The organism is Ralstonia sp. Ralssp110 (assembly GCF_047325135.1).
GTDB lineage: Bacteria > Pseudomonadota > Gammaproteobacteria > Burkholderiales > Burkholderiaceae > Ralstonia > Ralstonia mojiangensis.
On the sequence record NZ_CP168610.1, the window covers coordinates 2,250,149 to 2,276,079 of the forward strand.

Below are 25,931 nucleotides of genomic sequence, written 5' to 3' on the forward strand. Positions count from 1 at the left end.
TCAACTCAGTTTGAAGCAGACAGACGCATCTGACGCGCGGCACGTTCTTCATGCGACTGGCCGCGAATCAGCACAATCAGCAACGCAGCGCCAATCAGGTCAAACGCGCCGAGCAGGCCGAACAGCGGACCATAACCGACCTTGTCAGCCAGCGCGCCCACCAACAGCGAGAAGCCCAGGCCGCCGATCCACGCCGCCATGCCGGCAAAGCCGCTGGCGGTGCCGACCTCCTCCGGGTCGAACACGTCCGCAGACAACGTGTTGACCAGGCCGGAGATCATCTGGTGCGCAAAGCCGCCCACGCAGAACAACGCAATCGCCGTGTAAGGAGACGCCACGAGCCCGACGCACGCCGGACCGATCATCATGAATGCACCGAGCACAACGCCGCACACACGCGACCACACCAGCGGAATGCGGAAACGCTTGATCAGGAACGGCGACAGGTAACCGCCCACCAGGCCGCCCAGGTCCGCCGCCAGGAACGGCAGCCACGCGAACATGGCGATCGCTTTCAGATCGAGGTGGCGCTCGTTCACGAAGTACAGCGGAATCCAGAAGCTGAACGTCTGCCAGGCAGGCTCGGCAAAGAAGCGCGCCAGCGCAATCGCCCAGAAACGGCGGGACGTCACGACGTCCTTGACCGGGCGCTTGCCGCGTTCGGCGCTCACGGGGCGGAGCTGCCCGCCGATGATCTTTTCGCGCTCGGCGTCGGACAGCGCGGCGTGGTCCTTCGGCGAACGGTAGAACGCGAACCACAACGCGGCCCACAAGAAGCCGAGGGCGCCGGTCACCACAAATGCCGACTGCCAGCCGTAACGCAGATGCAGGAAGATCACCAGCGGCGGCGCCAACATCGCGCCGAGCGACGTACCCGAATTGAACCAGCCGACGGCAACGGACTTTTCCTTGTCGGGAAACCATTCGGCCACGGCTTTCATGCCGGACGGAATGGCAGCGGCTTCGGTCAACCCCATCAAGGCGCGAAAACCTGCCAGAGACAGCCAGCCGGTAGCGCCCGCATGCAGCACGCCGGCAAACGACCACAACACCCCAAACAACGCAAAGCCGATACGCAAGCCGACAAGGTCAACGATAAAGCCGCAGACCGGCTGCATGATCGTGTAGCCGACCTGGAAGGCCGCCACCACATAGGAATACTGCTGGGTGCTCATCCCCAGCTCGTCCTTGAGCGTAGGCGCCAGCACGCCCAGCGAGTTGCGCGCCAGATAGTTGACGATCGTGCCCAGGCACACCAGCACGATGATCCACCAGCGCAAGCCCTTGATGGTCTTCACGGTGTTGTCTCCGATATTTTTTTATTGGTTACCGATCTACGAGGCGGCGTGCCACGACGTGCGCCGCCTCGATTTCCGCCGTAGCGGTCAGCGCACCATGCAGGGGCGCTTGTTGTCGAACTGCCAGTTGGGAATCAGTTGGCGCATGGCGATCGCGTCGTCGCGCGCGCCCAGGCCGTGCTGCTTGTAGAGCGCGTGGGCTTTCTCCAGTTGCGCCATGTCGATCGTGACGCCCAGGCCCGGTGCGGCCGGTACGTCAATCTCGCCGCCCACGATCTGGAACGGCTCGCGGGTCAGGCGCTGTCCGTCTTGCCAGATCCAGTGCGTATCGATCGCGGTGATGTTGCCCGGCGCGGCTGCGGCCACGTGCGTGAACATCGCCAGCGAAATGTCGAAGTGGTTGTTGGAGTGCGAACCCCAGGTCAGACCCCAGTCGTCACACATCTGTGCCACGCGCACCGAGCCCTGCATCGTCCAGAAATGCGGATCGGCCAGCGGAATGTCGACCGAGTGCAACTGAATGGCGTGCCCCATCTGGCGCCAGTCGGTGGCGATCATGTTGGTGGCCGTCGGCAGGCCGGTGGCACGGCGGAACTCGGCCATCACCTCGCGGCCCGAGTAACCGCCCTCGGCGCCGCACGGGTCTTCGGCGTAGGCGAGCACGTCGTGCTTGTCGCGGCACAGGCGAATAGCCTCTGCCAGCGACCACGCGCCGTTCGGGTCCAGCGTGACACGCGCCTCAGGAAACGCTTCGGCCAGTGCCGTCGTGACGACCATTTCATCATCGCCGCTCAGCACGCCACCCTTGAGCTTGAAATCCTTGAAGCCGTAGCGCGCATGGGCCGCCTTGGCCAAGCGCACGACCGCCTCCGGCGTGAGCGCTTCTTCGTGGCGCACACGGGTCCAGTCGTCCGTGGCGTCGCTGCCGTCGGCGTAATCCAGGTCGGTGCGTTTGCGGTCGCCCACGAAGAACAGGTAGCCGAGCACCGGCACCTTGTCGCGCTGTTGCCCCTGCCCCAGCAGCGCCGCCACGGGCACGCCCAGGTGCTGGCCGAGCAAGTCGAGCAACGCGCTTTCCAGCGCCGTCACCGCATGCACGGTGGTGCGCAGATCGAAGGTCTGCAACCCGCGGCCGCTGGCGTCGCGGTCGGCAAATTGACGGCGCACGCTGTTGAGCACGTTGTTGTACGCGCCGATCGGTTGTCCGACAACCAGGGGCGTCGCGTCCTCGATGGTCTTGCGGATGGACTCGCCACCCGGCACCTCGCCCACGCCGGTATGCCCCTCGGAGTCTTCCAGAATGACGATGTTGCGGGTAAAGAACGGGCCGTGTGCGCCGCTCAGGTTCAGCAGCATGCTGTCGCGGCCAGCCACGGGAATGACCTGCAGGCGCGTAACGCGCGGCGTGTGTACTGGGGTGCCAGAGGCAGGGTGATTCATAGTCATCACGTATGTCATCAGTCGTCGTACAACATGGAATGGGACTATAATTGACCCATTCCTGTCGAACCACCCCTGGTAAACCCGCCCCCATCCGGAGACCGCATGCCCGCCCCCAATTCGCCCGCAACGCTTGTGCGCCGCACCCAAAGCCTGGCGGACGTGGTGGTGGACCACATCAAGGGGCGTATTGCCAATGAATCCCTGCGCGTTGGCGACAAGCTGCCGACGGAATCCGCTTTGATGGAAGCACTGGGCGTAAGCCGCACGGTGATACGCGAAGCCATTTCGCGCCTGCAGGCCAAGGGGCTGATCGAAACGCGCCACGGCATTGGCAGCTTTGTCCTGCCGCCGCGCGCCGACAACAGCATCCAGCTGGGCGATGCGTCCACACTGCACGACATCCTGAGCATGCTGGAATTGCGCGTCGCCATCGAGACAGAGTGCGCAGGGCTGGCCGCGCAGCGCATCTCTCCCGCCGAGATCGACGCCCTGCGCATGGCACTTGAAGCCATCGAGCAGGACCAGGCGGACGGCAACGACAGCGCTACCTCCGATCTGCAATTTCACCTGAGCATCGCTCGCGCCACGGGCAATGAACACTTCGTCGGCGCCCTTGCCCAGCTCGGCAAAACGCTCATCCCACGAACGCGGATGGGGCTGGCGCAGGTAGGCTACCTGAACGCTCCGGAATTGCGCGCCACGGTCAACCGCGAGCACCACAGCGTCTTTGAAGCCATCGCCCGCAAAGACCCGGAAGCGGCGCGCGCTGCCATGCGCATGCACCTGTCAAACAGCCGCGAACGCCTGCGCCGCGCGCATGAAGCGGCCGGCACGCAAGCAGCGGCAACGGCGGGCTGAGTTGACCCGAAGAACGTTCAGTTGTACGACATCTTATTACGCAGCACCACCATATCGCGCCCCGACGTGCTGGCGCCGTTGATAAAGATTTGCATTCCCTCGCTCTCAGCCACGTAACCTGAGCTTGCACCGACCCCTCGTGGGTGCGCTCCGGTCGCGGAAGAGAGAGCCGCGGCCTTCTTGGCCCTGATGCTGCTGTCCCGAGTATCAGGGCGTTTCTTTTTGGCAGCCGCCGCTCGAGCCGCCTGCCCGACCAATGAAAAAGCCCCGACTCGCGGGGCTTTTATGCTTTCGAACGCCGAGCTCAGCGCTCGCGTGCCATCAGGTGATAACCGGCCAGCAGGATGACGGCGCCCGCCACCGACCCGACAAACCCCGCCGACTGCCCAGGCTCATACCAGCGCATCAACTGGCCGAGAAATGCGGCTGTCAGCGCGCCGGCAATTCCCACCATGATCGTGAGAAGGAAACCGCTGACGCCTCGTCCTGGCGTGATCCACCGGGACACAAGCCCGGCAAGAAAGCCGATGAGGATGGTGATACAGAGCAATTGCATGGCAGTGGCTCCGTGGTCAAGGCGGTCAGTGCGTTGCCACCGCTTCCATCACGCGCTCCAGGCAGAAGCCCTGCCCGTAGATGGCGCGCAGGCGCAGACCGTTCTCCGTGCCAAGCCGCAACTTCTTGCGCAGGCGCGAGACATGTGTATCGAGCGTACGTGAATATGGGCTCAGCTCGCGGCCCCAGAGCGCGAGTTCGATGTCTGCGCGCGAGAGCACACGCCCCGCATTCGCGAACAACAACAGCGCGAGCTCAAATTCACGCGCATGTACTGACACCGAAGCATCATGCAGGCGGATGGAACGGTTCTGTCGATCGAGCGTGTACGGCCCTAGTCGAATCTCCGACGCTCTCACAGCCCGGCTCACGGCAAAGCGGCGGATCAACGCATCGAGCCGCGCGAGCAACTCCGGTGGACGGATATCGCCTTGGAAGCACAGGTCTGCGCCGTGGTTGAGTGCGTCTGCCGTCTCGGTATCGGCCTGACCGTCGGCAAGGTAGACGATTGCCATACCTGGGCCGACGCGCTCGCGCACGGTACGCACGAGCGATAGGCCCGGCATGTCATGCGCATGCGCGCCGACCATCAGCAAGTTGATGCCGTGCACATCAATGGCTTCAAAAACTTGGCGGGAGAGAAACAGCGGCACACATTCGAAGCGCGTGGGCTGCAGCGCGTTGTGAATCGCCTGCTGGCGGGCGAGGTGCGTGTCGATCAGACCGATTTTCATGGCTCGGTTTCGTAGTTGACTGCGTGCGGCGCGGTCAAGCGGTGGTGCGACGATAGTGCAGTTGTGCATTGCTGTCGTCGCGACCATCGCCGCGCCACATGGATACGTGCCGACCAGCCAGCCAGAAGCGTTCGACCTGCGGCGGGTTCCCGTCGCCGCGCAGGGCTTGATGCAGTTGGGCGCGAACGCGTTCGTATTCGCATTCGCTCAAAACATCGGTTGCAGTCTGGCTCAACATTCGTGGCGCCTCGGGCGTGTCTGTGCTCAGTTTTCCAAGGTGCCGTCGTCTCTCGACCGGTGTGTCACCGGCGCATGCTGTGCGGGTCGGCCAATGAACTGTAGGGCCGCCGCAATACCAAAATGCAAATGATTGAAAAGGAAATGTGGCAAAGGCCACACGAGACCGCGATGGCCTCAGGCGTCGTGGCGATGCGCGACGCGCGGTAGCGACAGCGTGAAGGTGGAACCAAGCCCCGGAGCGCTTTGCACGGCAATGCGGCCGCCGTGCCGGTCGACCACCGTTTTCACGAATACGAGGCCCAGCCCGCTGCCGGACGGCGCGTTGGCCATGTCCTCATGCAAGCGGTGGAACGGCTGGAACAAGCGCGGCTGATCAGGCAGGGCAATACCGGCACCTTGGTCGGCCACGGCCACTGAGAACGTCGCCTCGTCCTGTTCTACCGACACGGTGACCACAGAACCCGCCGCGCTGAACTTGATGGCGTTGTTGAGCAGATTCACCAGTGCGCGCACGAGCAAACGCGGCTCGGCCCGCACGGCCGCTTCGATGTCGGCCACCACGCGCACTTCCACCTGGTGACGATTCGCGAGCGGCCAGACCTCGTCAGCGGCGTCGAGGACCAGGCCCACCAGGTCCACATCCACCAGCTTGAGTGTTTGCGATTCGGCGCGCGCCAGGTCGATGAAGGCGTCGGCCAGTTCCAGCGTGCGCGACGACAGTTGCTCAATGCGTGAGAGCAGCACGTCGCGATCCAACGCGCGCGACGCATCGCGCTGCAGTTCGATCAGAGCCAGGATGGCGCTCTGCGGCGAACGCATGTCGTGTGAGATGAAGCGCAGCGCTTCTTCGCGATGGCGCTCGGCCTGGCGCACGGGGGTGATGTCGGCAAAGCTGACGATGATATCGACGGGGCGACCCGCTTCGTCCCGCAACGCGGCTGCGTGCATCAACATCGAGCGGCCATCGTGTGTCTGCAACTCGACAGGCTCGAGCCCGGTGGGATTGGCCAGCCAGCGCGCCCAGTAGTACTCGCCAGCGGCGGGGTCGGAAAACGCACGCGCCAGCAGCGTCGGCAGGTCGCGCAACGCGGCGGCGCGGTTCTGGCCGGGCGTCTGCAATTGGCCGGCCAGATCTGCGCTGCGGCCGTTCGCCAGGCGGATCGCGCCGTCGTGCGTGCAGACGACCGTGGCATCAGGCAGGCTCTCCAGGGCATCGGCCAGGAAGCGGCGCAGCCCGCGCAGCTTGTCAATGAGCGAGGCGACGGCATCCATGTGCGCGCCCAAGGTGCGGCCGGTGCGGGCGAGCGGCGCGGTATCGCCCAACAAGCCGGGCTCGCGCGCCAGGCGCTGCATCTCGTCGCGCAGAAAGCGCAACGCGGCTTCCTGCTGGCGCCAACTCCACAGCGGATACAGCACCAGCGGGCCAACCAACGCGGCAAACGGCGGCAACCAGCGATTGCCGAACACCAGCGCACCAACCGTGCTCAACAACAACACGGCGGCACCCGCCAGCGCCACGGCAAGCGCCATGCGCGGCGTGAGCCAACGCACGGCAAACGCGGTCATCAGCAAGGGAAGCAGCGTCATCGCCCAGAACACGCCCGCAGGCACAGGCAGGATGGCGCTGCCGTCGAGTACGGTTTGCGTGGCGTTGGCCAGCACTTCGACGCCGCTCATCGTGCGCGAAGGCGGCGTCGCAAAGATATCGGACACGCCCGATGCCGTCGCCCCGATTAGCACCAGCTTGCCGGCAAGCACCTCGGGCGGCACGTGACCATTGAGCACATCCAGCGCCGGCACATGCCGGTATGTACCGGCCGGGCCCGCAAAATTCAGGCGGATATGCGCCCGCCGCGTCCAGCCGCCGGCATCGGTCTCCACATCAGACAACACCGGTATGGAGGCCGGCGGTTGCGCTACCTGCCGCGCGAGCTGCACGGCAAGATGGTCCAGCACATGAGCACGCGGGCCCTCGGCCAGATACATGCCACGCACGACGCTGTCCGCGTCGGGAGCGGCATTGATATGTGCGACGGACGCGTTGATACCAAGGAACGGATAGTGATACACGCGCCCCTGCTCCGTGCGCTCAGGCAGCGCGGGCAGGATGACGTTTCCAGCCCGCTCGATGGCAGCGGTCAACGCCCGATCGCCTTCGGGCTGCGCAAGATCGGGCTCGATCAGCAGAATATCGACGCCGATGGCGCGCGGCTGCGCCTGGCCCACGCGCGCAATCAGATCGGCCAGCCGGCTGCGCGGCCACGGCCAGCGCCCCACCGCGTCAAGGCTTTGGTCATCAATGGCCACGATGACGATATCGTCGCGCGGCGCATGCCCGTGCAGCGTGATGACGGTGTCGTACAGCGCCGCGTCAAGCCGCGCGACCACGCTCCAGCGCACCGCACCCAACGTCAGTAGCGCAGCCAACACCACCAGCACGCCCCACTCCACCAACGCGCGCCGCCCCAGGCTGCGCACATCCGACTTGGCGGGTACGGGTTCAGTCATTGAGAAGGAGATTGCTGCCGCCGCTCTGCACCGGGCTGCGCGCGGAGTCACCGACGAAGGTGCCGACGTCAATGCGCTGCGGCTTAGCGTAGACCACCGATGCCGCATCGCCCAGGTCTACGCCGGTGCGGATGTAATACACGCCGGACGGCGGCCGCGGAATGGTGGCCTCATTGCCTTCGCTCACAATGTCGGCGATGGGCTTGGCGAAGCTTGTGTCGCCCGCCAGTTGCACACGCGTGCGCGCGCCAGATGCCGCCAACTCCGGCGGCAGCGCAGACCAGTGAGCGTGCAGCTTGCCATCGTCGCCGGCTTCCACTGCGGCTGTCGGCACGGCATCCGGTGGAATGTCGAGCACGCGAAAACGCAGCGCATCGCTCCACGGGCCCGTCTTGCCGTCTGCGGCCACGGAGCGCACACGCCACCACCATGTGCCGGCCGTCAATGGCTTGGTCAGACGCACATCTTTGGCATGCTGCTGGACAGCCGGCGAGGCAAAGGTCTCTGCGTCTGCGACTTCCATGTCGTAGCTGCCAGCATCGGACACGGCAGCCCATGCGAATGCCACGTCGCCGCTGCGGTAAGTCCGGCCGGTGGCGGGCTGGATCGTATAGGGCGCTTCCGGGTGCAGGCGCACGGTGAACGGCCGCGTGGCCGACTCGCTTGTCAGCCCGAGCGCATCGATGCTTTGCACGACGAGCGTGTAGTCGCCGTCCTCATCGCCGCAGAGCGTTACTGCGGGCGTCTTGCTCACTTGGTAAGCGCTGAGTTCGGTCAGGGCGGCATCGCGCGCCACGGCAGCTCGATAGCCGACCGCGCCCTTGACGGGCTGCCACGTTGCGCGCAGGCACGGCGTCTGCACAAGCTGGGGGATGGCGTCGAGCTTGGGCGCAGCAGGCAGCGCTGCGCGCTTGAGGTGCCCATCCGATGCCTGCACGCCAAAGCCGGCCTTGACCGCCTGCTGCTGGCGACCGGCGCGCGTGGCCACCTCGCCTTCGAGCACGGAACTCGTCGATACGGCTTCGCTCGCCTGCACGCGGAAACGCGTACCGCGCACGCCCGTCACCAGCGCGGGCGTGGAAATCTCGTACCGGCCCACACCGCTCTTCCTGGGCGAGACATTGGAGTCGGCCTCGCCCTGCTTTACGTGCACGCGCACGTCGATCAGCCCGGCACGCGCAAACGCTCGCACACGCGACAGCGCCACGTGGCTGCCCGGCGGCACCGTAACGCGCGTGCCGTCATCAAATGCCAGCGTCACAGCGCCTTTGTCGCCGGTATCAATCTGCGACGCTTCTGCGAGCCTCATGCCCGCTTGCAGCGGCTTGCCGCCGGTCGTTGCATCGCGGGCAAACACCACCTGGGCCGTCGCCGGCACCACCGGAATGCGATCGAACGGAATCCGAACGAGCGAGCCGGGCTTCAACCGATACGGATCCACCACATGGTTGCGCTGCTGCAGCAGGCGCCAGCCATCGACGCTGTCCATGTAACGCGCTGCAAGGTTGATCAGTGTGTCGCCCTGCTGCACGCGATAAAGGAAATCGGTGCCATCGGCGCCGGAAGGCTGAGCCGTTGCCGGCTGCCACACGCCGCCAAAAAGAACGAACGCGCCGACAAACGCGGCGCGCCCAATCAAACCACCCCAGATTGCGTCAGCTTGCTTCACCATCTTCCTGCGTGGTTTCGAGGCGATAGCCATGCGAATACACCGAGACCAGCCGCACGCCATTCTTCTGATTGAGATCGAGTTTGAGCCGCAGCTTGGAGATATGCGTGGCCAGTGTGCGCGAATCCGGCCCAATGCTCCGCCCCCAGACCGCCTGCTCGATCAGCTCGCGCGGCACCAGCTTGCCGATGTTGCGGAACAGGTACAACCCAAGATCAAACTCGCGCGGCGACAGCTCGACCTGCGAGCCATTCAACGTCAGCACGCGCCCGACCGGATCCACCGCATACGGGCCGACGCGAATGCGTTCGAGCGATTCACCCGTGCGCGGCGCTGCACGACGCAGCAGCGCTCCGACGCGTGCCACCAATTCGGCGCGACGCACCGGCTTGATGACGTAATCGTCGGCGCCGGCAGCCAGGCCCCGCACCACGTCGTCTTCGAGCGATCGGTTGGTCAGAAACAGCACCGGCAGCGCCGGGCCGACCGTCTGCCGCACCCAGCTCACAAGCTGGATGCCGCTGATATCGGGCAACTGCCAGTCGAGCAGCAGCAGATCGAACGTGCGATCCCGCAGCGCCTTGACGAAGGCATCCCCGTTACTGAAACACTCGCATTCGTATCCGGACGAAACCAGGATCTCTCGGATCAAATCCGATTGCGCCTGGTTGTCTTCTACCGAGGCAATTCGTATCGCCATCTGGACTGCCCTTTCCCCGTAACGGGTCCGGCTATCGCTATGCGGAATGCCGGGTCACTCCCTTTGTCGTTTTGATCGGGTCCCGGACCGGTGCATCGTTGTTCGATCCACCAGCCACCATTGGCGCGGCACATGCCCCCGCGCAAGACCTTACCCACGCCCTGCCAGCAGGTATCGCACACCGGCTTGAGCCCAACTCATGCTAAAAGGCCGCCCCTGTCATATTGCAAACAATTGTGAAAAGCCAAGCGCGGAGCCGAGTTTCCATGGCGTTCTATCATTTTTTATCACGCCATTACAAGGTGCGAGTGTGGAGCAAGTATAGAGGCTGGCCCGCCGGCGGGCGGCGGCTACCGGGTATACGTACCCCGCGCCTCACAAGCAGGCCCTCCACTAGCGCCCCTGCCCGCGCGCCCAAGTCGCGGTCGCTGCCCAGAACCCCAGCGCCACCAAGCTAAGAGCTGCCCCCAGTACGCATACCCAGGGCCACCCCGCCCACGCATACACCGCGGTCGAAGCCATCGCCCCCAGCCCGCTTCCTGCGGCATAAAACAGCATGTACGCGCCGACCAACCGACTATGTGCTTCCGGCTGCAAGCGGAAAATCAGACTCTGGTTCAGCACATGCACGGCTTGGCCACCCAAATCCAACAAAATCACGCCGACGATCAGCCACGCGAGATGCTGCAGCCCGAGACCGAGCGGCAACCACGCGAGCAACAGCAATCCCAGGGCGATGCCCGTTGTCGTCTGCGCCCAGCCACGGTCAGCCAGATGCCCCGCTCGCGCAGCAGCCAGCGCACCAATCGCCCCAACCAAACCGAATGCACCGATACCCGCCGTTGAGAGCGCATAGGGAGGAGCGCTCAAAGCTAGCGCCATCGCGCTCCAGAACACATTAAACACCGCGAACATCAGCAAACCGATCAGGCCGCGTACCTGCAACACAGGTTCGGTCATCAAGAGTTGCCCCATCGAGCGCAGGAGCGCGGTGTATCCCATGGGAGAAAGCGCGGTCGGCGGGGCAGGCAACGAGCGCCACAGCAAAAAAAGCATCGCTGCCGAGAAACCGGCTGATGCCGTATAGACGGCGCGCCAGCCTGCGGCATCCGAGATCCAGCCAGCAACGGCACGCGCCAGCAAAAGACCGATCACGACCCCGCCCTGCACCGCACCGACCACACGCCCGCGCTCTGCCGATGGCGCCAACGCGGCGGCACAGGCGATCAGTCCTTGCGTCATCGCGGTGCCAAGCAAGCCTACGGAGAACATGCCGAGCAGCAGCCACCAGCGCATCTGCGTAAGGGCTACCGCGAGCAACGCCAGCGTGAGCAGGACGAGCTGCATCAACAGCAATGGCTTGCGTGGCCAGCGGTCCCCCAGCGGCACGACGAGCGCCAGGGCAAGCGCACAGCCAGCTTGTGTCGCGCCGATGATGCCGCCCGCCCATGCATCGCTGAGTGCAAATTCACGGGCCAATGGTTCGAGCAACGGCTGGGCAAAGTAGACGTTCGATACGCTAGCCGCTGCGCAAAGCGCCAGCATGACAACCCACGCGCGGGGCAGTGCTGCAGAGGGAGCGGCACGCTCGGTAGACGAATGTTCGGCAACGCAATCAGAGGGCATCGGCTGTCTCAAATGGTTTTAAATTAAAACCACTTGAGTCTAGGCAAACCAGTTTTTTCATGCAACCACTTACCCGAGGAGGGATTGTTTGGCAATGCCGTCTGGATCTGCGCCAACGCTGCGGTGGCGCGCTGTCCAAACTAAGGAATGCAGGACGGAGACGTTAGGCCGAAGCAAGCGCATCGTGCACGATGCAAAAACAAAAGGTAATTCCTACCCAAACCGGACCAAAATGGGTTGGATTTCGAGGGTAGGAGTTGCCTGCAGAAGCTTGCGCAACAAGGGTTTCAGGTCCTCGTCGGGGTGGTTGAACCGATAGCAGGTTTCAGCCAAGTAAAGATGGAAGAATTTGCTGGGCACGCCACGGTACGGATAGAGCCAGTTTTTGGCGTAGCTCCAGAAGCCCTCGATACCGTTGATGTGGTCCCGGCCAACCGGTTTGCCCTTCTCCTTGCGCACCACCACGTGGCCACCCCGTAAGCGCAAGGTGGCATAGGCCTGCCAGGCATCGGTGTAGTACAGCGAGCCCTCGCGGGTATGGGCCTGGATCTGCTCCATGATGGTCGCCTGGTCGTGCCGAGCAATCGGTGCAGCCTTCACTTCGCCATTGCGTTTGACGATGCCGAAGACCACCACCTTGCCAGACGCACCCCAACCCCGCTTGCCGTGCCGAGCCCCGCCGAATGTGGTTTCGTCGCATTCCAGCGTGCCGGTGAACGGCTCACGCAACTGCTCTTGTTGCGCCATGCAGGCGCGGATCAACCGATAAAAACGTTCTCGCGATTTGGAGCTGACCGACGTATCGAAACGCTGCCGATACACCGGCACACCCAGCACGAACAACTCCAGCAAACGCGTCTTCTCGCGGCTGCTCAGACGCACAGAGTCCCACACCGAGGTCCAGCTAAATCGCTTGCCGCAGGCGCGACACTTGAGTCGTCCATCGGACAGTCTGTAGGGCCGGCTTGCGGAACATTCAGGACAGCATTTCATCGTCGGACCAGGGTAACTCTGGTCCGGTTTGGGTGGGAATTACCAAACAAAAAGCCCCGAACCAGTCGGGGCTTTTTTCATTCTGGAGGCGGAGGCCGGAATCGAACCGGCGTACACGGCTTTGCAGGCCGCTGCATAACCACTTTGCTACCCCGCCAGGGGCTCAGCACCGCATTGTAGCAATTCATGAAGAACCGCGTGTTTGCCGTGCCGATAAAGAAAAAGGGAAGCAAGGCTTCCCTTCGGGATTGGAGCGGGAAACGAGGCTCGAACTCGCGACCTCAACCTTGGCAAGGTTGCGCTCTACCAACTGAGCTATTCCCGCGTAACCGGTTATGCCGCCGCGCCATCACATCAACACGGCCACACATTTCAAACTGGAGCGGGAAACGAGGCTCGAACTCGCGACCTCAACCTTGGCAAGGTTGCGCTCTACCAACTGAGCTATTCCCGCATTTTGGCTATCAGCACTGCCGTACAACCTTTGTGCTGCCAGACCGTTTGCGTCACATCACTGCAACGCGAGAACGAAATTATGGCAAAGAAAGATCGTCCTCGTCAACAGTTTTGCGCAAGAGTTTTTACAGGCTCATTTTGCGCGCTCGCGAATCTGTGGCCAGGCGAGCTTCATGTAGTACGCCATCGACCACAGCGTGAGCACCGCCGCCACGTAAATCAGCCACGTGCCCCACACCTGCGCGTCGATCATGCCGAACAGGCGGCCCTCGAACAGCAGCAACGGAATCGCGATCATCTGGAAGGTTGTCTTGAGCTTGCCGAGGAAGTTGACGGCCACGCTCTTCGACGCGCCAATTTGCGCCATCCACTCACGCAGTGCGGAGATGGTGATCTCACGGCCAATGATGACGAGTGCGATGACGTCCGAGACACGGCCCAATGACAGCAGCACCAGCAGCGCGGCGGCCACCATCAGCTTGTCGGCGACCGGATCGAGGAAGGCCCCGAAAGCGGACGTCTGGTTCCAGCGGCGAGCAAGAAAGCCGTCGAACCAATCGGTGAGGCTTGCAACGATGAAGAACACCGCGGCCGTGAGGTTCTTGGCGGGCAGTGCCATCCAGGTGTCCGGCACGTAGAACACGCCCACCACCAGCGGGATCATGGCCACACGCAACCAGGTCAGGAGGATCGGGAAGTTGAAGGGCATGGCAAATCGAGAGGACAACCGCCGCGCAAGCGCAAACCGACGCGACAAGATGGGGCATTGTCGCCGATCAATGCAGCTGACGGTAGATTTCTTCGGCCAGGGTCTGCGAGATACCTTCCACCGTGGCGAGTTCGGCGACGCTCGCTGCCAGCACACCACGCAGGCCGCCGAAGCGCGCCAGCAACCGCTGCCGGCGCTTGGCGCCGATGCCTTCGATCTCTTCCAGCCTCGACGTATTGCGCGCCTTGGCCCGCTTGGCACGCATGCCGGTGATGGCAAAGCGGTGCGCTTCATCTCGAATCTGCGCGACAAGCATCAGTGCAGCGCTGCCCTGACCTAACTCCAGTGACGGGCGACCATCGGCAAAGATGAGCGTTTCCAGGCCGACCTTGCGCCCCTCGCCCTTGGCCACGCCGACGAGCAACCCAATATCCAGCCCAAGCTCCTCAAAGACCTGGCGCGCGACTTCCACCTGCCCCTTGCCGCCGTCGATCAGCACAATGCTTGGCATGTTGGGGGTGTCTTCGCCAGCCTGCTCGACGATCTTCTGGTAGCGGCGCGTGAGGACTTGCCGCATGGCCGCGTAGTCGTCGCCCGGAGTGATGTCCTGGATGTTATAGCGGCGGTATTCGCTGTTTTGCATGGCGTGGCTGTGAAAGACCACGCACGAGGCCTGCGTGGCTTCGCCGGCGGTGTGGCTGATGTCAAAGCACTCGACCCGCAGCGCGGCAAGGTCTTCGAGATCAATGCCGATGGTCTCGGCCAGCGCAAGTGTGCGGGCCTGCTGGCTGCCTTGCTCGGAAAGGCGACGCATCAGCGACAGCTCGGCACCCTTCTCCGCCATCTCCAGCCACGCGCGGCGCCCGCCCTGCGGCTGACGCACAACCGAAACGCGGCGCCCGGCCTGCTCGGCCAGCGCGTCGATCAACTCGGTTGCGTGAATCTGATGGCTGACCACCAGCACCGGCGGCACAAACTGATCGAGATAGTGCTGCGCGACGAAGGCTTCGAGGATGTCGCTGGCCATGCGTTCGGCATCGCGTGATGTTTCTGCCGCAGTCTCACCATCGGCTTCCACATCCACGCCGACAATGGCGGCGCCCTCTTCAACATGCGTAGGGAAGTAAGCTTTGTCACCCAGATGGCGCCCGCCGCGCACCATCGCGAGGTTCACGCACGCGTGGCCGCCCTTGATGGCAACCGCCAGGATGTCGATGTCGCTGGCGTGGCCCACCTCCTCCACCGACTGCTGCTTGAGCACCGTCGACAATGCGCCGATCTGGTCGCGCACGATGGCGGCCTGCTCGAACTCCAGCGATTCAGCGTAGCGCTGCATCTTGTCCTGCAACGTCTGCATGACCTCGTCCTGCCGGCCCTGCAGGAAACCGGCGGCGTTGGCGACGTCACGCGCGTAATCCTCTGCGCTGATCGCCTGCACGCACGGGCCGCTGCAGCGATGGATCTGATGCAGCAGGCAGGGCCGCGTCCGGTTGTTGAAGACGGTGTCTTCGCACGTGCGGAGCTGGAACACCTTCTGCAGAATCTGCATGCTCTCACGCACCGCATGCGCACTCGGGAATGGGCCGAAATACTGATGCCTGCGATCGGTCGCGCCGCGGTAATACGCCATGCGCGGATACGCGTGCTGCGTGAGCTTCAGATACGGATACGACTTGTCGTCGCGAAACAGGATGTTGTAGCGGGGCGCCAGCGCTTTGATGAGGTTGTTCTCGAGCAGTAGCGCTTCGGCCTCGCTGCGCACGACCGTGGTGTCGATGCGCGCGATCTTCGCCACCATCATCGCGATGCGCGGCGAAAGCAGCGTTTTGTTGAAGTAGCTCGACACGCGCTTCTTGAGGTCGCGTGCCTTGCCCACATAGAGCACGTTGCCCTGCGCATCAAAGTAGCGATACACGCCCGGCAGGTTCGGCAAGCGCGCGATATGCGCTTTCGCGTCGAATTCGGGCACGTTCGCGGGCGCGCAGGGCTCGACGCTCTCGGGCGTCTCGGGGGGCTGGGGTTGCGTGGGGTCGGACGACATGGCGTTCGCTGGGTCAGAGGCCGTCAGTGTAGAACAAGCTGCCGACTACAATGTCGGCCCGCTCCTCTTCGCTGCCCGACTCGCCTTCCTGCATGCGCACCATCACATCCTGGGATCTCTTTTGCCGCGTCGTCGACAATTACGGGGACATCGGCGTCTGCTGGCGCCTGGCCCGTCAGCTTGTACAAGAGCACGGCCACACCGTCCGCCTGTGGGTCGACGATCTCCGCTCGTTCGAAAAGATCTGCCCCGCTGTTGACGCAAAGGCCGAGGCGCAGCGCGTCTCGGGCGTAGATATTCGCCACTGGGCTGACGATGCGCAGGTCGCCAGCCTGCTCGCTGCGGATGCACACCCCGCGCTGCATGACGTGGTGGTCGGCGCCTTCGCATGCGCCGTCCCTGAGCCCATGCTGACGCTCATGGCCGCGCGGGCATCCCAAGGATCGGCGCCGGTCTGGATCAACCTCGAATACCTGAGCGCCGAAAACTGGGTGGCCGAGCACCACGCGATGCAGTCGCCACATATGCGGTTGCCGCTGGTCAAACATTTCTTCTTCCCCGGCTTTGCACGCAACACCGGCGGCGTACTGCGGGAATCGCATCTTGGCGCCCAACGCAAGACGTTCGAGGCAAGCCCCGCCGCCCACCAGGCGTTGTGGCACCGCCTCGGCGTCGACGACCTGATGCGCGACAGCCCTGACGCCCTGCGAGTGAGCCTGTTCGCCTATGCCAACCCGGCGCTGCCAACGCTGGTCGCTCAGTGGGCAGCAGCGCCACAGCCGATCATCTGCCTAGTTCCAGAGGGCTTGGCTGCCATGCAAATCGCCGAGCTTTTGAGTGACGGCAGTGGCGCCCAGACAGGCGCTCGGTGGACGCGCGGCAACCTGAGCGTAGCCGTCGTGCCATTCGTGCCACAGGAGCATTACGACCCGCTCCTCTGGGCTTGCGACATCAACTTCGTGCGCGGAGAAGACTCATTCGTGCGCGCCCAATGGGCGCTGAAACCTTTTGTTTGGCACATCTATCCCCAGAGCGACGACGTGCATCTCATGAAGCTGGACGCCTTTCTGGCGCGCTATACCGCCGCTCTGGCAGAGGCTGACGCCAAGGCGCTCATTGCTTTCTGGCACGCCTGGAATGGTGCGCCGGCGTCACTCAACTGGGCGGACTTTGCGGGCACCGCGGAGCGCCTGCGCGTACGAGCCGTCACGTGGGAGCAAAGCTTGATGCAACTAGGCGATCTCGCCGCGAATTTGGTGGCTTTTTGCGAAAAACAGGTAAAATAGCGGGCTGATCTGTATGCGACCCCCGGCTCTGACCTGGTTCGCGCGGCCCGGAGGGTATCGCGCGGTGCTTCGTTGCTTGGCGCGCATCGAACCCTCTTACTCTCAGGAACTTTGAAATGGCTTTGAAAATCGCGCAAGAACTCCGCGCTGGCAACGTGTTCATGATCGGCAACGACGCAATGGTCGTTCTCAAGACCGAGTACAGCCGTTCGGGCCGTTCGGGCGCCGTCGTCAAGATGAAGTACAAGAACCTGCTGACGGGTGCAGGCGGCGAATCGGTGTTCAACGCCGACGACAAGATGGACCAAGTCATCCTCGAGAAGAAGGAAGCCGAGTACTCCTACTTCGACGGCACGATGTACGTGTTCATGGACCCGGTCACCTATGAACAGTACAACGTTGAGCCTGCGGCCATGGGCAGCGCGCTGAACTACCTGCAAGACGGCATGAAGGTCGAGGTGACGTTCTACAACGAGAACGCTATCTCGGTGGAACTGCCGACGACGGTCGTTCGCGAAATCGTCTACACCGAACCGGCCGTCAAGGGCGACACGTCGTCGGGCAAGGTTCTGAAGGCGGCTCGCATCAACGACAACGAAGAATTCACGATCATGGTCCCGCTGTTCTGCAACATCGGCGAGAAGATCGAAATCGACACGCGCACCGACGAGTACCGCAGCCGCGCCAAGTAAGCTGGCGTCGCAGCAAGAAGAAAGGCTCCCTCGGGAGCCTTTTCTTTTTCGAGCAGACTTCTTGGCGTTTCGAGGCTACTTGATGAGTTTTGCCTCGCGTAACGTACGCAGCGCCTGCTTATAAGCCGATTGTTGCTGCAGCTTCGCCCAGTCCTTCACGGCGCGGCCGCCAAACAACCGCCGCACGCGCCGCTGCGACGCCTTGCCCATCGGCACATCCAATTCGCCAAGCAGTTGATCGGCCTTTTCCGGTGCATTGCAGATCAGCACCATGTCGCAGCCGGCCGTGAGCGCCGCTCGCGCACCGTCGACGACCGTGCCAGCAACGCTCGCGCCCTCCATGCTCAGGTCATCGCTGAAGATCACGCCGTCAAAGTTGAAATGCGCCCGCAGCATGTCCTGCAGCCAGAAGCGAGAGAAGCCCGCCGGATTCGGATCGACCGCCGAATAAATCACGTGTGCCGGCATCACCGACTGCAGGCCGATTCCCATCCAGCCGTAGGGCTGCGCGTCGTCTGCGAGGATGGCCTCCAGCGGGCGCTCGTCCACCGGCACGGCGATGTGCGAATCGGCCTGGACGTAGCCGTGGCCGGGGAAATGCTTGCCGCAATTGGACATGCCGGCCAGGCGCAAGCCCAGCGTCAGATGGTTGGCGAGCATCGTGACCACGCGCGGGTCGCGATGGAACGCGCGATCGCCGATCACGCTGCTGCTGCCGTAGTCCAGATCGAGCACGGGCGTGAAGCTGAGGTCGATATCGCACGCGCGCAGTTCAGCGGCCAGCACATAGCCGCAAGCGGTGGCAGCGCGCGTGGCGGCCAGCACGTCGGTGTCCCAAAGCTTGCCCAGCGCCCCCATGGCCGGCAGGTGCGTAAAACCGTCGGTCTTGGCGCGTTGCACGCGACCGCCTTCGTGGTCGATGCAAATGAGCACGTCGTTGCGAATCGCGCGAATGGCCTGCGTAAGCGCCGTCAATTGCGCGCGCGATTCAAAGTTGCGCGCAAACAGGATCACACCGCCCGTCAACGGATGGGCAATGCGCCGAACATCGTCGGGGCCCAGTTCCAGGCCGGCAACATCCAGAACGATCGGGCCGGGGCGCTTCTGTTTCTTGGTTTGAGTCATGCGGAGGATTTCGTTTGCAACTCGGCGACGGCGAAGGCAACTGCGTAGTCGCGCTCGTCCGTCACACTGATCTGGATATGAAGGCTGTGCTGCGCAATCCAGTCGGCCAATTCGCCGCTGTAGCGCACCACAGGTTGGCCGGACGGCAAATTCAGCGTCTGTACCGCACGCCATGTCATCGGCCAGCGCATGCCGAGTCCGATGGCCTTGGACACGGCTTCCTTGGCGGCAAAGCGCGTGGCAAGAAACGCGAGGCCACGCCGCTCGGAGCGAGCCTTGCGGGCATGATAGACACGCAGCTCATCAGGCCCAAGCACCTTCTCGGCAAAGCGGCCGTTGGTCCGCTGCATCACGCCTTCGACGCGCTCGATCTGGATGATGTCGGTGCCGATGCCGTAAATCGCACCGGACGCTGAGGTGGCTGCGGCCCGTTCGTTCATACAGGCACGCCCGGGTGTGCGGCGGCCGGCGTCGTGGACGACAACCGTGCCGCAACCATGATCGCCTTCATCTCGCGCACCGCGTTCTGCCAGCCGGCAAACACCGCATGCGCAACGACGGCGTGGCCGATGTTGAGTTCGTGAATGCCTGCGATGGCGGCAATCGGCTGCACGTTCGTGTAGTGGAGACCGTGGCCCGCATTCACGCGCACGCCCCAGCGGATGCCCTCTTCCACCGCGGTTTCGATGCGGACAAGTTCTGCCCGCAACTCGGCATCGTCGGTCGCTTCGGCATAGCGGCCCGTGTGCAGTTCGATGACGGGGGCGCCGGCAGCTGCAGCGGCCTCGATCTGCGCCGCATCCGGATCGATGAACAGCGACACGCGAATGCCCGCATCGGCCAGTTGCTTACAAGCGGCCTGCACCTTGGCAAAACCACCCACCACGTCCAGCCCGCCTTCGGTGGTCACTTCCTGACGGCGCTCGGGCACGAGGCAGACATCCTGCGGGCCGACGTCGCACGCGATGTCGAGCATCTCCTGCGTGACCGCGCACTCCAGATTCATGCGCGTGCGCAGCTGCGGTCGCAGCGCGCGCACATCGGCGTCCTTGATGTGGCGGCGATCTTCGCGCAGGTGCAAGGTGATGAGATCGGCGCCGGCTTCTTCAGCCAACAGCGCCGCAGCGATCGGGTCCGGATACGTGGTGCCGCGCGCGTTGCGCAGCGTGGCGACGTGGTCGATGTTGATGCCCAGGTCGATGATTCCCGGCGAGGCATGAAAGATCATAGTTTCTGCAAGTCGATCAGGATCTGGCGCGTCGAAAGCGGCGTGCCGTGCAAATGATAATGCAGCAGGAAACGCATCAGGCTGCGGCTTTGCTGCGCGGTCGTTGGGCGAGAAGCGTAATCGTCGTGTTCCATGTCGATCAGCGTCTGGCCCCGCAAAACAGGCCAGGACGACGGATCGCTCGGCAGCGTCCGCCGGATGCCGCGCTCTGGGTGATAGACGTATTCGGCGTCGGCTTGCACCGGCTCCCCGTCGATGCAGCGGTCGAGCCGCGCAGCGAAGCCAGTCTCACGTAGCAACACACGTTCGAACGCGCGTAGCGTGAAGGCCGCGGGTTCACCATGAGCAAGCTTGTTGAGTGTTTCGACGTAATGCGCGAACAGCACCGGGTGGCCATCTTCGCGGGCGACGAACTTGACAAGCAGTTCGTTCAGATAGAAACCGGATAGCAGCCCCTCCCCGCCCAGTGGCAGCATGCCGCCGACCCACTCGGCGCGGGTCAGCGTGCGCACATCACCGCGGCCGCTCCAGGATAGCGACAGCGGCTGGAACGTCTGCAGCACCGCGCGCAGGGCCGAATGCGGTCGCTTGGCCCCCTTGGCGACCAGCGCCATGCGCCCGTAGTCCGGCGTGAATACGTCGATGATGAGGCTGGTTTCCCGATACGGATAACTGTGCAGCACGAAGGCCGGCTGCGCAGCAACGCGTGTTTCGGAACGCCCGGCAGGAAAGCTCTTGCGCGGCGCGGCGCCGGCTACGCTTTCCTCGGCGAGCCATTCCGCGGCCTCGTCCGGAATCGGATCGGATCGTCCCGCCATCGAGCGTGTGTAGAGTGGCCCGGCTGAGTGGTTACTCGTAGCCGTAGGCGCGCAGGCCGGCTTCGTTGTCGGCCCAACCGCTCTTGACCTTGATCCAGACCTCCAGATACACCTTGCCGTCGAACAGTTTTTCCATGTCCATGCGGGCTTCGGTAGAGATCTGCTTGAGCTTGGCGCCCTTCGCACCAATGATCATTGCCTTGTGCGCGTCGCGGTCGACCAGAATGGTCACGAATACGCGGCGCAGGCGGCCTTCGGTCTCGAATTTGTCGACGATGACGGTGCTGGAATACGGCAATTCGTCGCCGGTCCAGCGGAAGACCTTCTCGCGAACAATTTCTGCGGCCAGGAAGCGCTCGCTGCGATCGGTCAGCGCTTCCGGGTCGTACATCGGTTCGCCTTCTGGCAGATACGGGCGCACGATGCCGAGCAAGCGGTCGATGTCGTCGCGGTTCTTGGCCGACATCGGCACGATTTCGGCAAACGGAAACACCTGCGCCATGTCCTGCAGGAACACGGCGACCATCTCGGCGCGCGTGTACGCGTCGAGCCGATCGACCTTGTTGACGATCAGGATCACGGGCGTCTCGCGCGGCAGCAGCGAGAGCACCTTCTCGTCGTCCGGGCCATAGCGGCCGGCTTCAACCACGAACAGCACGGCATCCACCGAGGTAAGCGTGGAGGTGACCGCGCGGTTCAGCGATCGGTTCAGCGCTGTGGCATGACGTGTCTGAAAGCCCGGCGTATCGACGAAGACGAACTGGGCGTCATCGGTCGTCTGAATGCCGGTGATGCGGTGGCGCGTGGTCTGCGCCTTGCGCGATGTGATGCTGACTTTCTGGCCCACGAGGGCGTTCATCAGCGTGGATTTGCCGACGTTCGGCCGCCCAACAATGGCGACCATGCCGCAGCGGAACCCCTCCGGCACACCAGATTCTGGCTGCGGAGGCTGCAATGGGGTGTCGCTCATTTACCTGATTATTCCTTCAACCTGAGAGACAACTGCGGATCGGGCGGCGTAGCCTGCTTGCGCGTCTTGCCGGTGCGCTCGGCGCGGCTGCGCTTGACGAGCTGCGGCACCAGGCGATGCGCTTCATCCAGGGCCAGCTTGGCCGCCGATTGTTCGGCCGCGCGCCGCGATGCCCCGCTGCCGGAGACGCGAATCTCTAGCTTCGGAATCGAGCACTCGACCTCGAATTGCTGATTATGCGCCGCGCCGTGGGTGGCAACCACCGTATACAGCGGCAACGCAATCTTGTGACCTTGGAGGTACTCCTGCAACAGCGTCTTGGCATCCTTGCCCAGCGTACGCGGGTCGACCTGTTCAAGGATCGGGATATAAAGCTTGCGAATCAGCGTGCGGGCAGCATCGAAGCCGCCGTCGAGGAACACCGCCCCGAAAATCGCTTCGAGCGCATCAGCTAGGATCGAAGGCCGGCGGAAACCACCGCTCTTCAATTCGCCTTCGCCCAAACGCAAGGCATCGGGCAACAGCAACATCTGCGCAATCTCATACAGCGCCTGCTGCTTGACGAGATTGGCCCGTACACGCGAGAGGTCACCTTCGTCCAGCTTGCCAAACATGCCGTAAAGCATGTCGGCGACGGCGCAATTCAGGATTGAATCGCCAAGAAATTCCAGGCGCTCGTTGTGCATCGCGCTGTGGCTGCGATGGGTGAGCGCCTGCTGCAGCAACTCCGGTTTGCTGAAGCGGTAGCCAAGACGTTGCTGTAGTGCATCCAAACTCATGTCAACGCTGGGTCCCCGAGTAGGTGATCACCAGACCGATGGGGCCATACAACGGGATCTCTCGCTTATAGGAGAAACGCACTGCCTGGATGGAACCACCGCCGTCCAGCACTTCCAGATCTTCACCCTTGATCGACGTGATGTCGTCGATCGCGGCTTGCTTGTCAAAGGCGTTGGCCACTTCTTCGCGCGTGCTTGCACGTTCACGTGCCTGCTTCACGGCGCGCGTGATGGCTTGATATTCCATCAGGCTTGGGACGGACCGAATAGCCGGCAGCACAAACGTGATCAGCACAATGATGCCGATCAGGATGCCAAACATCGTAATCCCGCGCGACGGGCGTTTCAGACCGGCCTGACGAATTCGCATTGCATTTCCCCCGTTTTGCAATCGCCGAGTTTTCATAAGAGATTTTGGCGTCACTTGTCGGATCAGTGGAAAGCACCGATCCGCTTCAGGTCACCCAGGTTCATCCAGATGAAGAAGGCTTTCCCGACGATGTTCTTGTCCGGCACGAAACCCCAGTAACGGGAGTCCGCACTGTTGTCGCGATTATCGCCCATCATGAAATAGTGACCTGCAGGTACCTTGCAGGTGAAACCGGTCTGATTGTAAGTGCAGTTTTCGCGGAACGGAAAATCGTCCGGGCCAGAGACATAGGCCGGGCGATCGGCGTCGTTCAGGATGTTGTGCGTGACGTTGCCGAGCGTCTCCTGATACTGCTTCGAGTACGTCAGGCGCTCGCCATCGAGGTAATCGGACTGCGGCGCGTAGGTGGCCGGCTGGCCGTTCACGGTCAGGCGCTTGTTGTCATACTTCACCACGTCACCGGGCACGCCGATCACGCGCTTGATGTAGTCCATCGACTCGTCTTTCGGATAGCGGAAGACCATCACGTCGCCGCGTTGCGGTTGGTTCAGCTCGACGATCTTCTTGTTGACGATCGGCAAACGAATGCCATACGTGTACTTGTTGACGAGAATGAAATCGCCGATCTGCAGCGTCGGAATCATCGAGCCCGACGGAATCTTGAACGGCTCGATCACGAACGAACGCAGCAGGAACACTGCGGCGATAACCGGGAAGAAACTGGCGGTGTACTCCAGCCACCAGGGCTGGCGCAGCTTGTCCTCGGCCAGTTGCAAACGCGCGGCACCGATGTCGCCACCGCCGCCGTACTGCGCCTGCACCTGCGCACGCGCATCAAATTCAGCCAGTGCCGCGGCCGCAGCCGTCTGACGCTGGCGCTGGAACACGAGCTTGTCAGCCACCCACGCAATGCCGGTGAGGACGACGAGAACAAACAGAATCAGGGCGAAGTTCATGGATGAGAGATCGTCCGAGCGATGTCTGGATTATTTTTCTTCGACGCGCAGGATGGCTAGGAAAGCCTCTTGCGGAATTTCAACGGTACCAACCTGCTTCATGCGCTTCTTGCCCTCTTTCTGCTTTTCGAGGAGCTTCTTCTTGCGCGAGATATCACCGCCGTAGCACTTGGCCAGCACATTTTTTCGCAGCGCCTTGACGTTTTCGCGGGCGATCACGTTGGCGCCAATGGCTGCCTGGATTGCCACGTCGTACATCTGGCGCGGAATGATCTCGCGCATCTTGGCGGCCACTTCACGGCCACGGTACGTGCTGTTTGAACGGTGGACGATGATGGACAGCGCATCGACCTTGTCGCCGTTGATCAGGATGTCGACCTTGACCACGTCCGACACGCGGTATTCCTTGAACTCGTAATCCATCGACGCATAACCGCGCGAAACGGATTTCAGCCGATCGAAGAAGTCCAGCACGATCTCGCCCATCGGGATTTCGTACGTCAACTGGACTTGGCGGCCGTGGTAGCTCATGTTGATCTGCGAGCCGCGCTTCTGCTCGCACAGCGTGATCACGGCGCCCACATAATCCTGCGGCATGTACAGATTGACCGTGACGATCGGCTCGAGAATCGCCTCGATCTTGCTCGGGTCCGCCGGCATCTTGGCGGGGTTTTCCACCTGCACCATCGTGCCGTCGCGCAGTTGCACCTGATAGACCACCGTCGGCGCGGTGGTAATCAGATCCATGTCGAACTCGCGCTCCAGGCGCTCCTGCACAATCTCCATGTGCAACAGACCCAGGAAGCCGCAGCGGAAGCCAAAGCCCAGCGCCTGCGACACTTCCGGCTCGTACTGCAGAGACGCGTCATTGAGCTTGAGCTTTTCCAGCGATTCCCGCAGCGCTTCGTACTGGTTGGCTTCCACCGGATACAGGCCAGCAAACACTTGCGGCTTGACCTCCTTGAAGCCCGGCAGCGGCGCCTCGGCCTTGCGCGGTGCCACGTGGGTGATGGTGTCACCCACCTTGGCTGCCTTCAATTCCTTGATGCCGGCGATAACGAAGCCCACTTGCCCGGCAGACAGCGATTCCCGCGGCACGGACTTCGGCGAGAACACGCCCACCTGCTCCACCAAGTGCTGCGCACCGGTTGCCATCAGCAGAATTTTGTCTTTGGCGCGCAGCGTGCCGTTCACCACGCGCACCAGCATCACCACGCCGACATAGTTGTCGAACCACGAGTCGATGATCAGCGCTTGCAGCGGCGCGGCCGGGTCACCCTTGGGCGCCGGCACCTTGGCAATCAGCGCTTCCAGCACATCGGCCACGCCTACGCCGGTCTTGGCTGAGCAGCGCGTCGCATCGGTCGCGTCGATGCCGATGACGTCTTCGATTTCCTGGATCGCGTTGTCCGGATCAGCCGCAGGCAAGTCGATTTTATTGAGCACCGGCACCACTTCCACGCCCAGCTCGATGGCGGTGTAACAGTTGGCAACGGTTTGCGCCTCCACACCTTGGGAAGCATCGACCACCAGCAGAGCACCTTCGCACGCGGACAGCGAGCGGCTGACTTCGTAGCTGAAGTCGACGTGTCCCGGGGTATCGATCAGATTGAGGTTATAGACCTTGCCGTCCCGTGCCTTGTAGGACAACGCGGCGGTCTGCGCCTTGATGGTGATGCCGCGTTCCTTCTCGATGTCCATCGAGTCCAGTACTTGGGCTTCCATCTCGCGGTCGGAGAGCCCGCCACACAACTGGATGATGCGATCGGCCAGCGTCGATTTGCCGTGGTCGATGTGGGCGATGATCGAGAAATTGCGGATATTGTCCATCGAATGCGTCGAAAAGCGCCCATCCCGGGCGCGTCTGCCGGGAGCGC

24 protein-coding genes and 3 tRNA genes are annotated in these 25,931 nt (G+C 63.0%); 3 read left to right on the forward strand and 24 right to left on the reverse strand.

Annotation, left to right across the window (positions count from 1 at the left end; translation table 11 throughout):
• Positions 1-5: 5 nt before the first annotated feature.
• A complete protein-coding gene (locus ACEN9T_RS19435; RefSeq protein WP_092971555.1) occupies positions 6-1,298 on the reverse strand; it encodes an MFS transporter in 1,293 nt (430 codons plus the stop codon).
• An 87-nt stretch (positions 1,299-1,385) separates the two neighbouring features.
• Positions 1,386-2,756, reverse strand: coding sequence for a glucarate dehydratase (gudD, locus tag ACEN9T_RS19440; RefSeq protein ID WP_092971556.1), 1,371 nt, complete (start codon positions 2,754-2,756; stop codon positions 1,386-1,388).
• 87 nt (positions 2,757-2,843) lie between these two features.
• On the opposite strand from gudD, the gene ACEN9T_RS19445 reads away from it, so the two are divergent.
• Complete coding sequence (locus ACEN9T_RS19445; RefSeq protein WP_413706804.1) at positions 2,844-3,599, forward strand: FadR/GntR family transcriptional regulator; 756 nt, start codon at positions 2,844-2,846, stop codon at positions 3,597-3,599.
• Between the two features lie 304 nt (positions 3,600-3,903).
• Here ACEN9T_RS19445 and ACEN9T_RS19450 read toward each other — a convergent pair whose 3' ends face one another.
• From ACEN9T_RS19450 to uvrC, 13 genes are all read right to left on the reverse strand, one after another.
• On the reverse strand, positions 3,904-4,155 hold the full coding sequence (locus tag ACEN9T_RS19450) for a GlsB/YeaQ/YmgE family stress response membrane protein (protein WP_092971558.1): 252 nt from the start codon (positions 4,153-4,155) through the stop codon (positions 3,904-3,906).
• A 25-nt stretch (positions 4,156-4,180) separates the two neighbouring features.
• Positions 4,181-4,888 (reverse strand): response regulator transcription factor, encoded by a 708-nt coding sequence (locus ACEN9T_RS19455; protein ID WP_092971559.1) that lies wholly within the window; start codon positions 4,886-4,888, stop codon positions 4,181-4,183.
• Between the two features lie 34 nt (positions 4,889-4,922).
• Positions 4,923-5,126 (reverse strand): hypothetical protein, encoded by a 204-nt coding sequence (locus ACEN9T_RS19460; protein ID WP_092971560.1) that lies wholly within the window; start codon positions 5,124-5,126, stop codon positions 4,923-4,925.
• 176 nt (positions 5,127-5,302) lie between these two features.
• Entirely contained in the window at positions 5,303-7,636 is a 2,334-nt protein-coding gene (locus ACEN9T_RS19465) for a CHASE2 domain-containing protein (RefSeq protein ID WP_413706805.1), read from the reverse strand.
• Positions 7,629-9,308, reverse strand: a complete 1,680-nt coding sequence (locus tag ACEN9T_RS19470) for a FecR domain-containing protein (RefSeq protein WP_413708481.1) — start codon at positions 9,306-9,308, stop codon at positions 7,629-7,631. The genes ACEN9T_RS19465 and ACEN9T_RS19470 overlap by 8 nt, the downstream gene beginning before the upstream one ends.
• The gene (locus tag ACEN9T_RS19475) at positions 9,292-10,005 is read right to left on the reverse strand and encodes a response regulator transcription factor (RefSeq protein WP_092971563.1); all 714 of its coding nucleotides are present in this window, start codon (positions 10,003-10,005) and stop codon (positions 9,292-9,294) included. Before ACEN9T_RS19475 ends, ACEN9T_RS19470 begins: the two co-directional genes overlap by 17 nt.
• A 393-nt stretch (positions 10,006-10,398) precedes the next feature.
• A complete protein-coding gene (locus ACEN9T_RS19480; protein WP_413706806.1) occupies positions 10,399-11,631 on the reverse strand; it encodes an MFS transporter in 1,233 nt (410 codons plus the stop codon).
• Between the two features lie 213 nt (positions 11,632-11,844).
• Positions 11,845-12,468 (reverse strand): IS1595 family transposase, encoded by a 624-nt coding sequence (locus ACEN9T_RS19485; RefSeq protein WP_413706807.1) that lies wholly within the window; start codon positions 12,466-12,468, stop codon positions 11,845-11,847.
• A 239-nt stretch (positions 12,469-12,707) separates the two neighbouring features.
• A tRNA-Cys gene (locus tag ACEN9T_RS19490) sits at positions 12,708-12,781 on the reverse strand.
• A 92-nt stretch (positions 12,782-12,873) separates the two neighbouring features.
• Positions 12,874-12,949, reverse strand: a tRNA-Gly gene (locus ACEN9T_RS19495).
• 53 nt (positions 12,950-13,002) lie between these two features.
• A tRNA-Gly gene (locus ACEN9T_RS19500) sits at positions 13,003-13,078 on the reverse strand.
• Positions 13,079-13,213: 135 nt separating this feature from the next.
• On the reverse strand, positions 13,214-13,789 hold the full coding sequence (gene pgsA, locus ACEN9T_RS19505) for a CDP-diacylglycerol--glycerol-3-phosphate 3-phosphatidyltransferase (RefSeq protein ID WP_004635606.1): 576 nt from the start codon (positions 13,787-13,789) through the stop codon (positions 13,214-13,216).
• 67 nt (positions 13,790-13,856) lie between these two features.
• On the reverse strand, positions 13,857-15,830 hold the full coding sequence (gene uvrC, locus ACEN9T_RS19510; RefSeq protein ID WP_092971565.1) for an excinuclease ABC subunit UvrC: 1,974 nt from the start codon (positions 15,828-15,830) through the stop codon (positions 13,857-13,859).
• Positions 15,831-15,922: 92 nt separating this feature from the next.
• Between uvrC and earP the strand changes: the two genes are divergently transcribed.
• On the forward strand, positions 15,923-17,116 hold the full coding sequence (gene earP / locus ACEN9T_RS19515; RefSeq protein ID WP_413706808.1) for an elongation factor P maturation arginine rhamnosyltransferase EarP: 1,194 nt from the start codon (positions 15,923-15,925) through the stop codon (positions 17,114-17,116).
• A gap of 122 nt (positions 17,117-17,238) precedes the next feature.
• The gene (efp, locus tag ACEN9T_RS19520; RefSeq protein WP_024542043.1) at positions 17,239-17,808 is read left to right on the forward strand and encodes an elongation factor P; all 570 of its coding nucleotides are present in this window, start codon (positions 17,239-17,241) and stop codon (positions 17,806-17,808) included.
• 75 nt (positions 17,809-17,883) lie between these two features.
• Here the strand turns inward: efp and nagZ are convergent, their stop codons facing one another.
• The 9 genes from nagZ to lepA form a co-directional block, all read right to left on the reverse strand.
• Positions 17,884-18,933 carry a beta-N-acetylhexosaminidase gene (gene nagZ, locus ACEN9T_RS19525; RefSeq protein WP_092971567.1) on the reverse strand — a complete coding sequence of 350 codons (1,050 nt, stop codon included), beginning with the start codon at positions 18,931-18,933 and terminating at the stop codon, positions 17,884-17,886.
• Entirely contained in the window at positions 18,930-19,373 is a 444-nt protein-coding gene (gene acpS, locus ACEN9T_RS19530) for a holo-ACP synthase (RefSeq protein WP_092971568.1), read from the reverse strand. Before acpS ends, nagZ begins: the two co-directional genes overlap by 4 nt.
• On the reverse strand, positions 19,370-20,161 hold the full coding sequence (gene pdxJ, locus ACEN9T_RS19535; protein ID WP_027677746.1) for a pyridoxine 5'-phosphate synthase: 792 nt from the start codon (positions 20,159-20,161) through the stop codon (positions 19,370-19,372). Before pdxJ ends, acpS begins: the two co-directional genes overlap by 4 nt.
• Complete coding sequence (recO, locus tag ACEN9T_RS19540) at positions 20,158-20,979, reverse strand: DNA repair protein RecO (RefSeq protein ID WP_045204385.1); 822 nt, start codon at positions 20,977-20,979, stop codon at positions 20,158-20,160. The genes pdxJ and recO overlap by 4 nt, the downstream gene beginning before the upstream one ends.
• 31 nt (positions 20,980-21,010) lie before the next feature.
• Complete coding sequence (gene era / locus ACEN9T_RS19545) at positions 21,011-21,949, reverse strand: GTPase Era (protein WP_004635627.1); 939 nt, start codon at positions 21,947-21,949, stop codon at positions 21,011-21,013.
• Positions 21,950-21,957: 8 nt separating this feature from the next.
• Positions 21,958-22,728: a ribonuclease III gene (gene rnc, locus ACEN9T_RS19550; RefSeq protein ID WP_024976097.1), complete on the reverse strand. Its 771-nt coding sequence runs from the start codon at positions 22,726-22,728 to the stop codon at positions 21,958-21,960.
• 1 nt (position 22,729) lies between these two features.
• A complete protein-coding gene (locus ACEN9T_RS19555; RefSeq protein ID WP_092971570.1) occupies positions 22,730-23,098 on the reverse strand; it encodes a DUF4845 domain-containing protein in 369 nt (122 codons plus the stop codon).
• Between the two features lie 62 nt (positions 23,099-23,160).
• Positions 23,161-24,054, reverse strand: a complete 894-nt coding sequence (gene lepB, locus ACEN9T_RS19560) for a signal peptidase I (protein ID WP_252692969.1) — start codon at positions 24,052-24,054, stop codon at positions 23,161-23,163.
• 30 nt (positions 24,055-24,084) lie between these two features.
• On the reverse strand, positions 24,085-25,884 hold the full coding sequence (gene lepA / locus ACEN9T_RS19565; RefSeq protein ID WP_092971572.1) for a translation elongation factor 4: 1,800 nt from the start codon (positions 25,882-25,884) through the stop codon (positions 24,085-24,087).
• Positions 25,885-25,931: the final 47 nt, after the last annotated feature.

Coding starts and splice junctions, on each gene's coding strand:
- pgsA (WP_004635606.1), bottom strand. CDS start 13,789: ATGCCCTTCAACTTCCCGATCCTCCTGACCTGGTTGCGTGTGGCCATG.
- era (WP_004635627.1), bottom strand. CDS start 21,949: ATGAGCGACACCCCATTGCAGCCTCCGCAGCCAGAATCTGGTGTGCCG.
- ACEN9T_RS19555 (WP_092971570.1), bottom strand. CDS start 23,098: ATGCGAATTCGTCAGGCCGGTCTGAAACGCCCGTCGCGCGGGATTACG.
- earP (WP_413706808.1), top strand. CDS start 15,923: ATGCGCACCATCACATCCTGGGATCTCTTTTGCCGCGTCGTCGACAAT.
- pdxJ (WP_027677746.1), bottom strand. CDS start 20,161: ATGATCTTTCATGCCTCGCCGGGAATCATCGACCTGGGCATCAACATC.
- ACEN9T_RS19450 (WP_092971558.1), bottom strand. CDS start 4,155: ATGCAATTGCTCTGTATCACCATCCTCATCGGCTTTCTTGCCGGGCTT.
- ACEN9T_RS19480 (WP_413706806.1), bottom strand. CDS start 11,631: ATGCCCTCTGATTGCGTTGCCGAACATTCGTCTACCGAGCGTGCCGCT.
- lepA (WP_092971572.1), bottom strand. CDS start 25,884: ATGGACAATATCCGCAATTTCTCGATCATCGCCCACATCGACCACGGC.
- ACEN9T_RS19445 (WP_413706804.1), top strand. CDS start 2,844: ATGCCCGCCCCCAATTCGCCCGCAACGCTTGTGCGCCGCACCCAAAGC.
- lepB (WP_252692969.1), bottom strand. CDS start 24,054: ATGAACTTCGCCCTGATTCTGTTTGTTCTCGTCGTCCTCACCGGCATT.
- ACEN9T_RS19455 (WP_092971559.1), bottom strand. CDS start 4,888: ATGAAAATCGGTCTGATCGACACGCACCTCGCCCGCCAGCAGGCGATT.
- gudD (WP_092971556.1), bottom strand. CDS start 2,756: ATGACATACGTGATGACTATGAATCACCCTGCCTCTGGCACCCCAGTA.
- uvrC (WP_092971565.1), bottom strand. CDS start 15,830: ATGTCGTCCGACCCCACGCAACCCCAGCCCCCCGAGACGCCCGAGAGC.
- recO (WP_045204385.1), bottom strand. CDS start 20,979: ATGGCGGGACGATCCGATCCGATTCCGGACGAGGCCGCGGAATGGCTC.
- acpS (WP_092971568.1), bottom strand. CDS start 19,373: ATGAACGAACGGGCCGCAGCCACCTCAGCGTCCGGTGCGATTTACGGC.
- rnc (WP_024976097.1), bottom strand. CDS start 22,728: ATGAGTTTGGATGCACTACAGCAACGTCTTGGCTACCGCTTCAGCAAA.
- ACEN9T_RS19460 (WP_092971560.1), bottom strand. CDS start 5,126: ATGTTGAGCCAGACTGCAACCGATGTTTTGAGCGAATGCGAATACGAA.
- ACEN9T_RS19465 (WP_413706805.1), bottom strand. CDS start 7,636: ATGACTGAACCCGTACCCGCCAAGTCGGATGTGCGCAGCCTGGGGCGG.
- ACEN9T_RS19475 (WP_092971563.1), bottom strand. CDS start 10,005: ATGGCGATACGAATTGCCTCGGTAGAAGACAACCAGGCGCAATCGGAT.
- nagZ (WP_092971567.1), bottom strand. CDS start 18,933: ATGACTCAAACCAAGAAACAGAAGCGCCCCGGCCCGATCGTTCTGGAT.
- ACEN9T_RS19470 (WP_413708481.1), bottom strand. CDS start 9,308: ATGGTGAAGCAAGCTGACGCAATCTGGGGTGGTTTGATTGGGCGCGCC.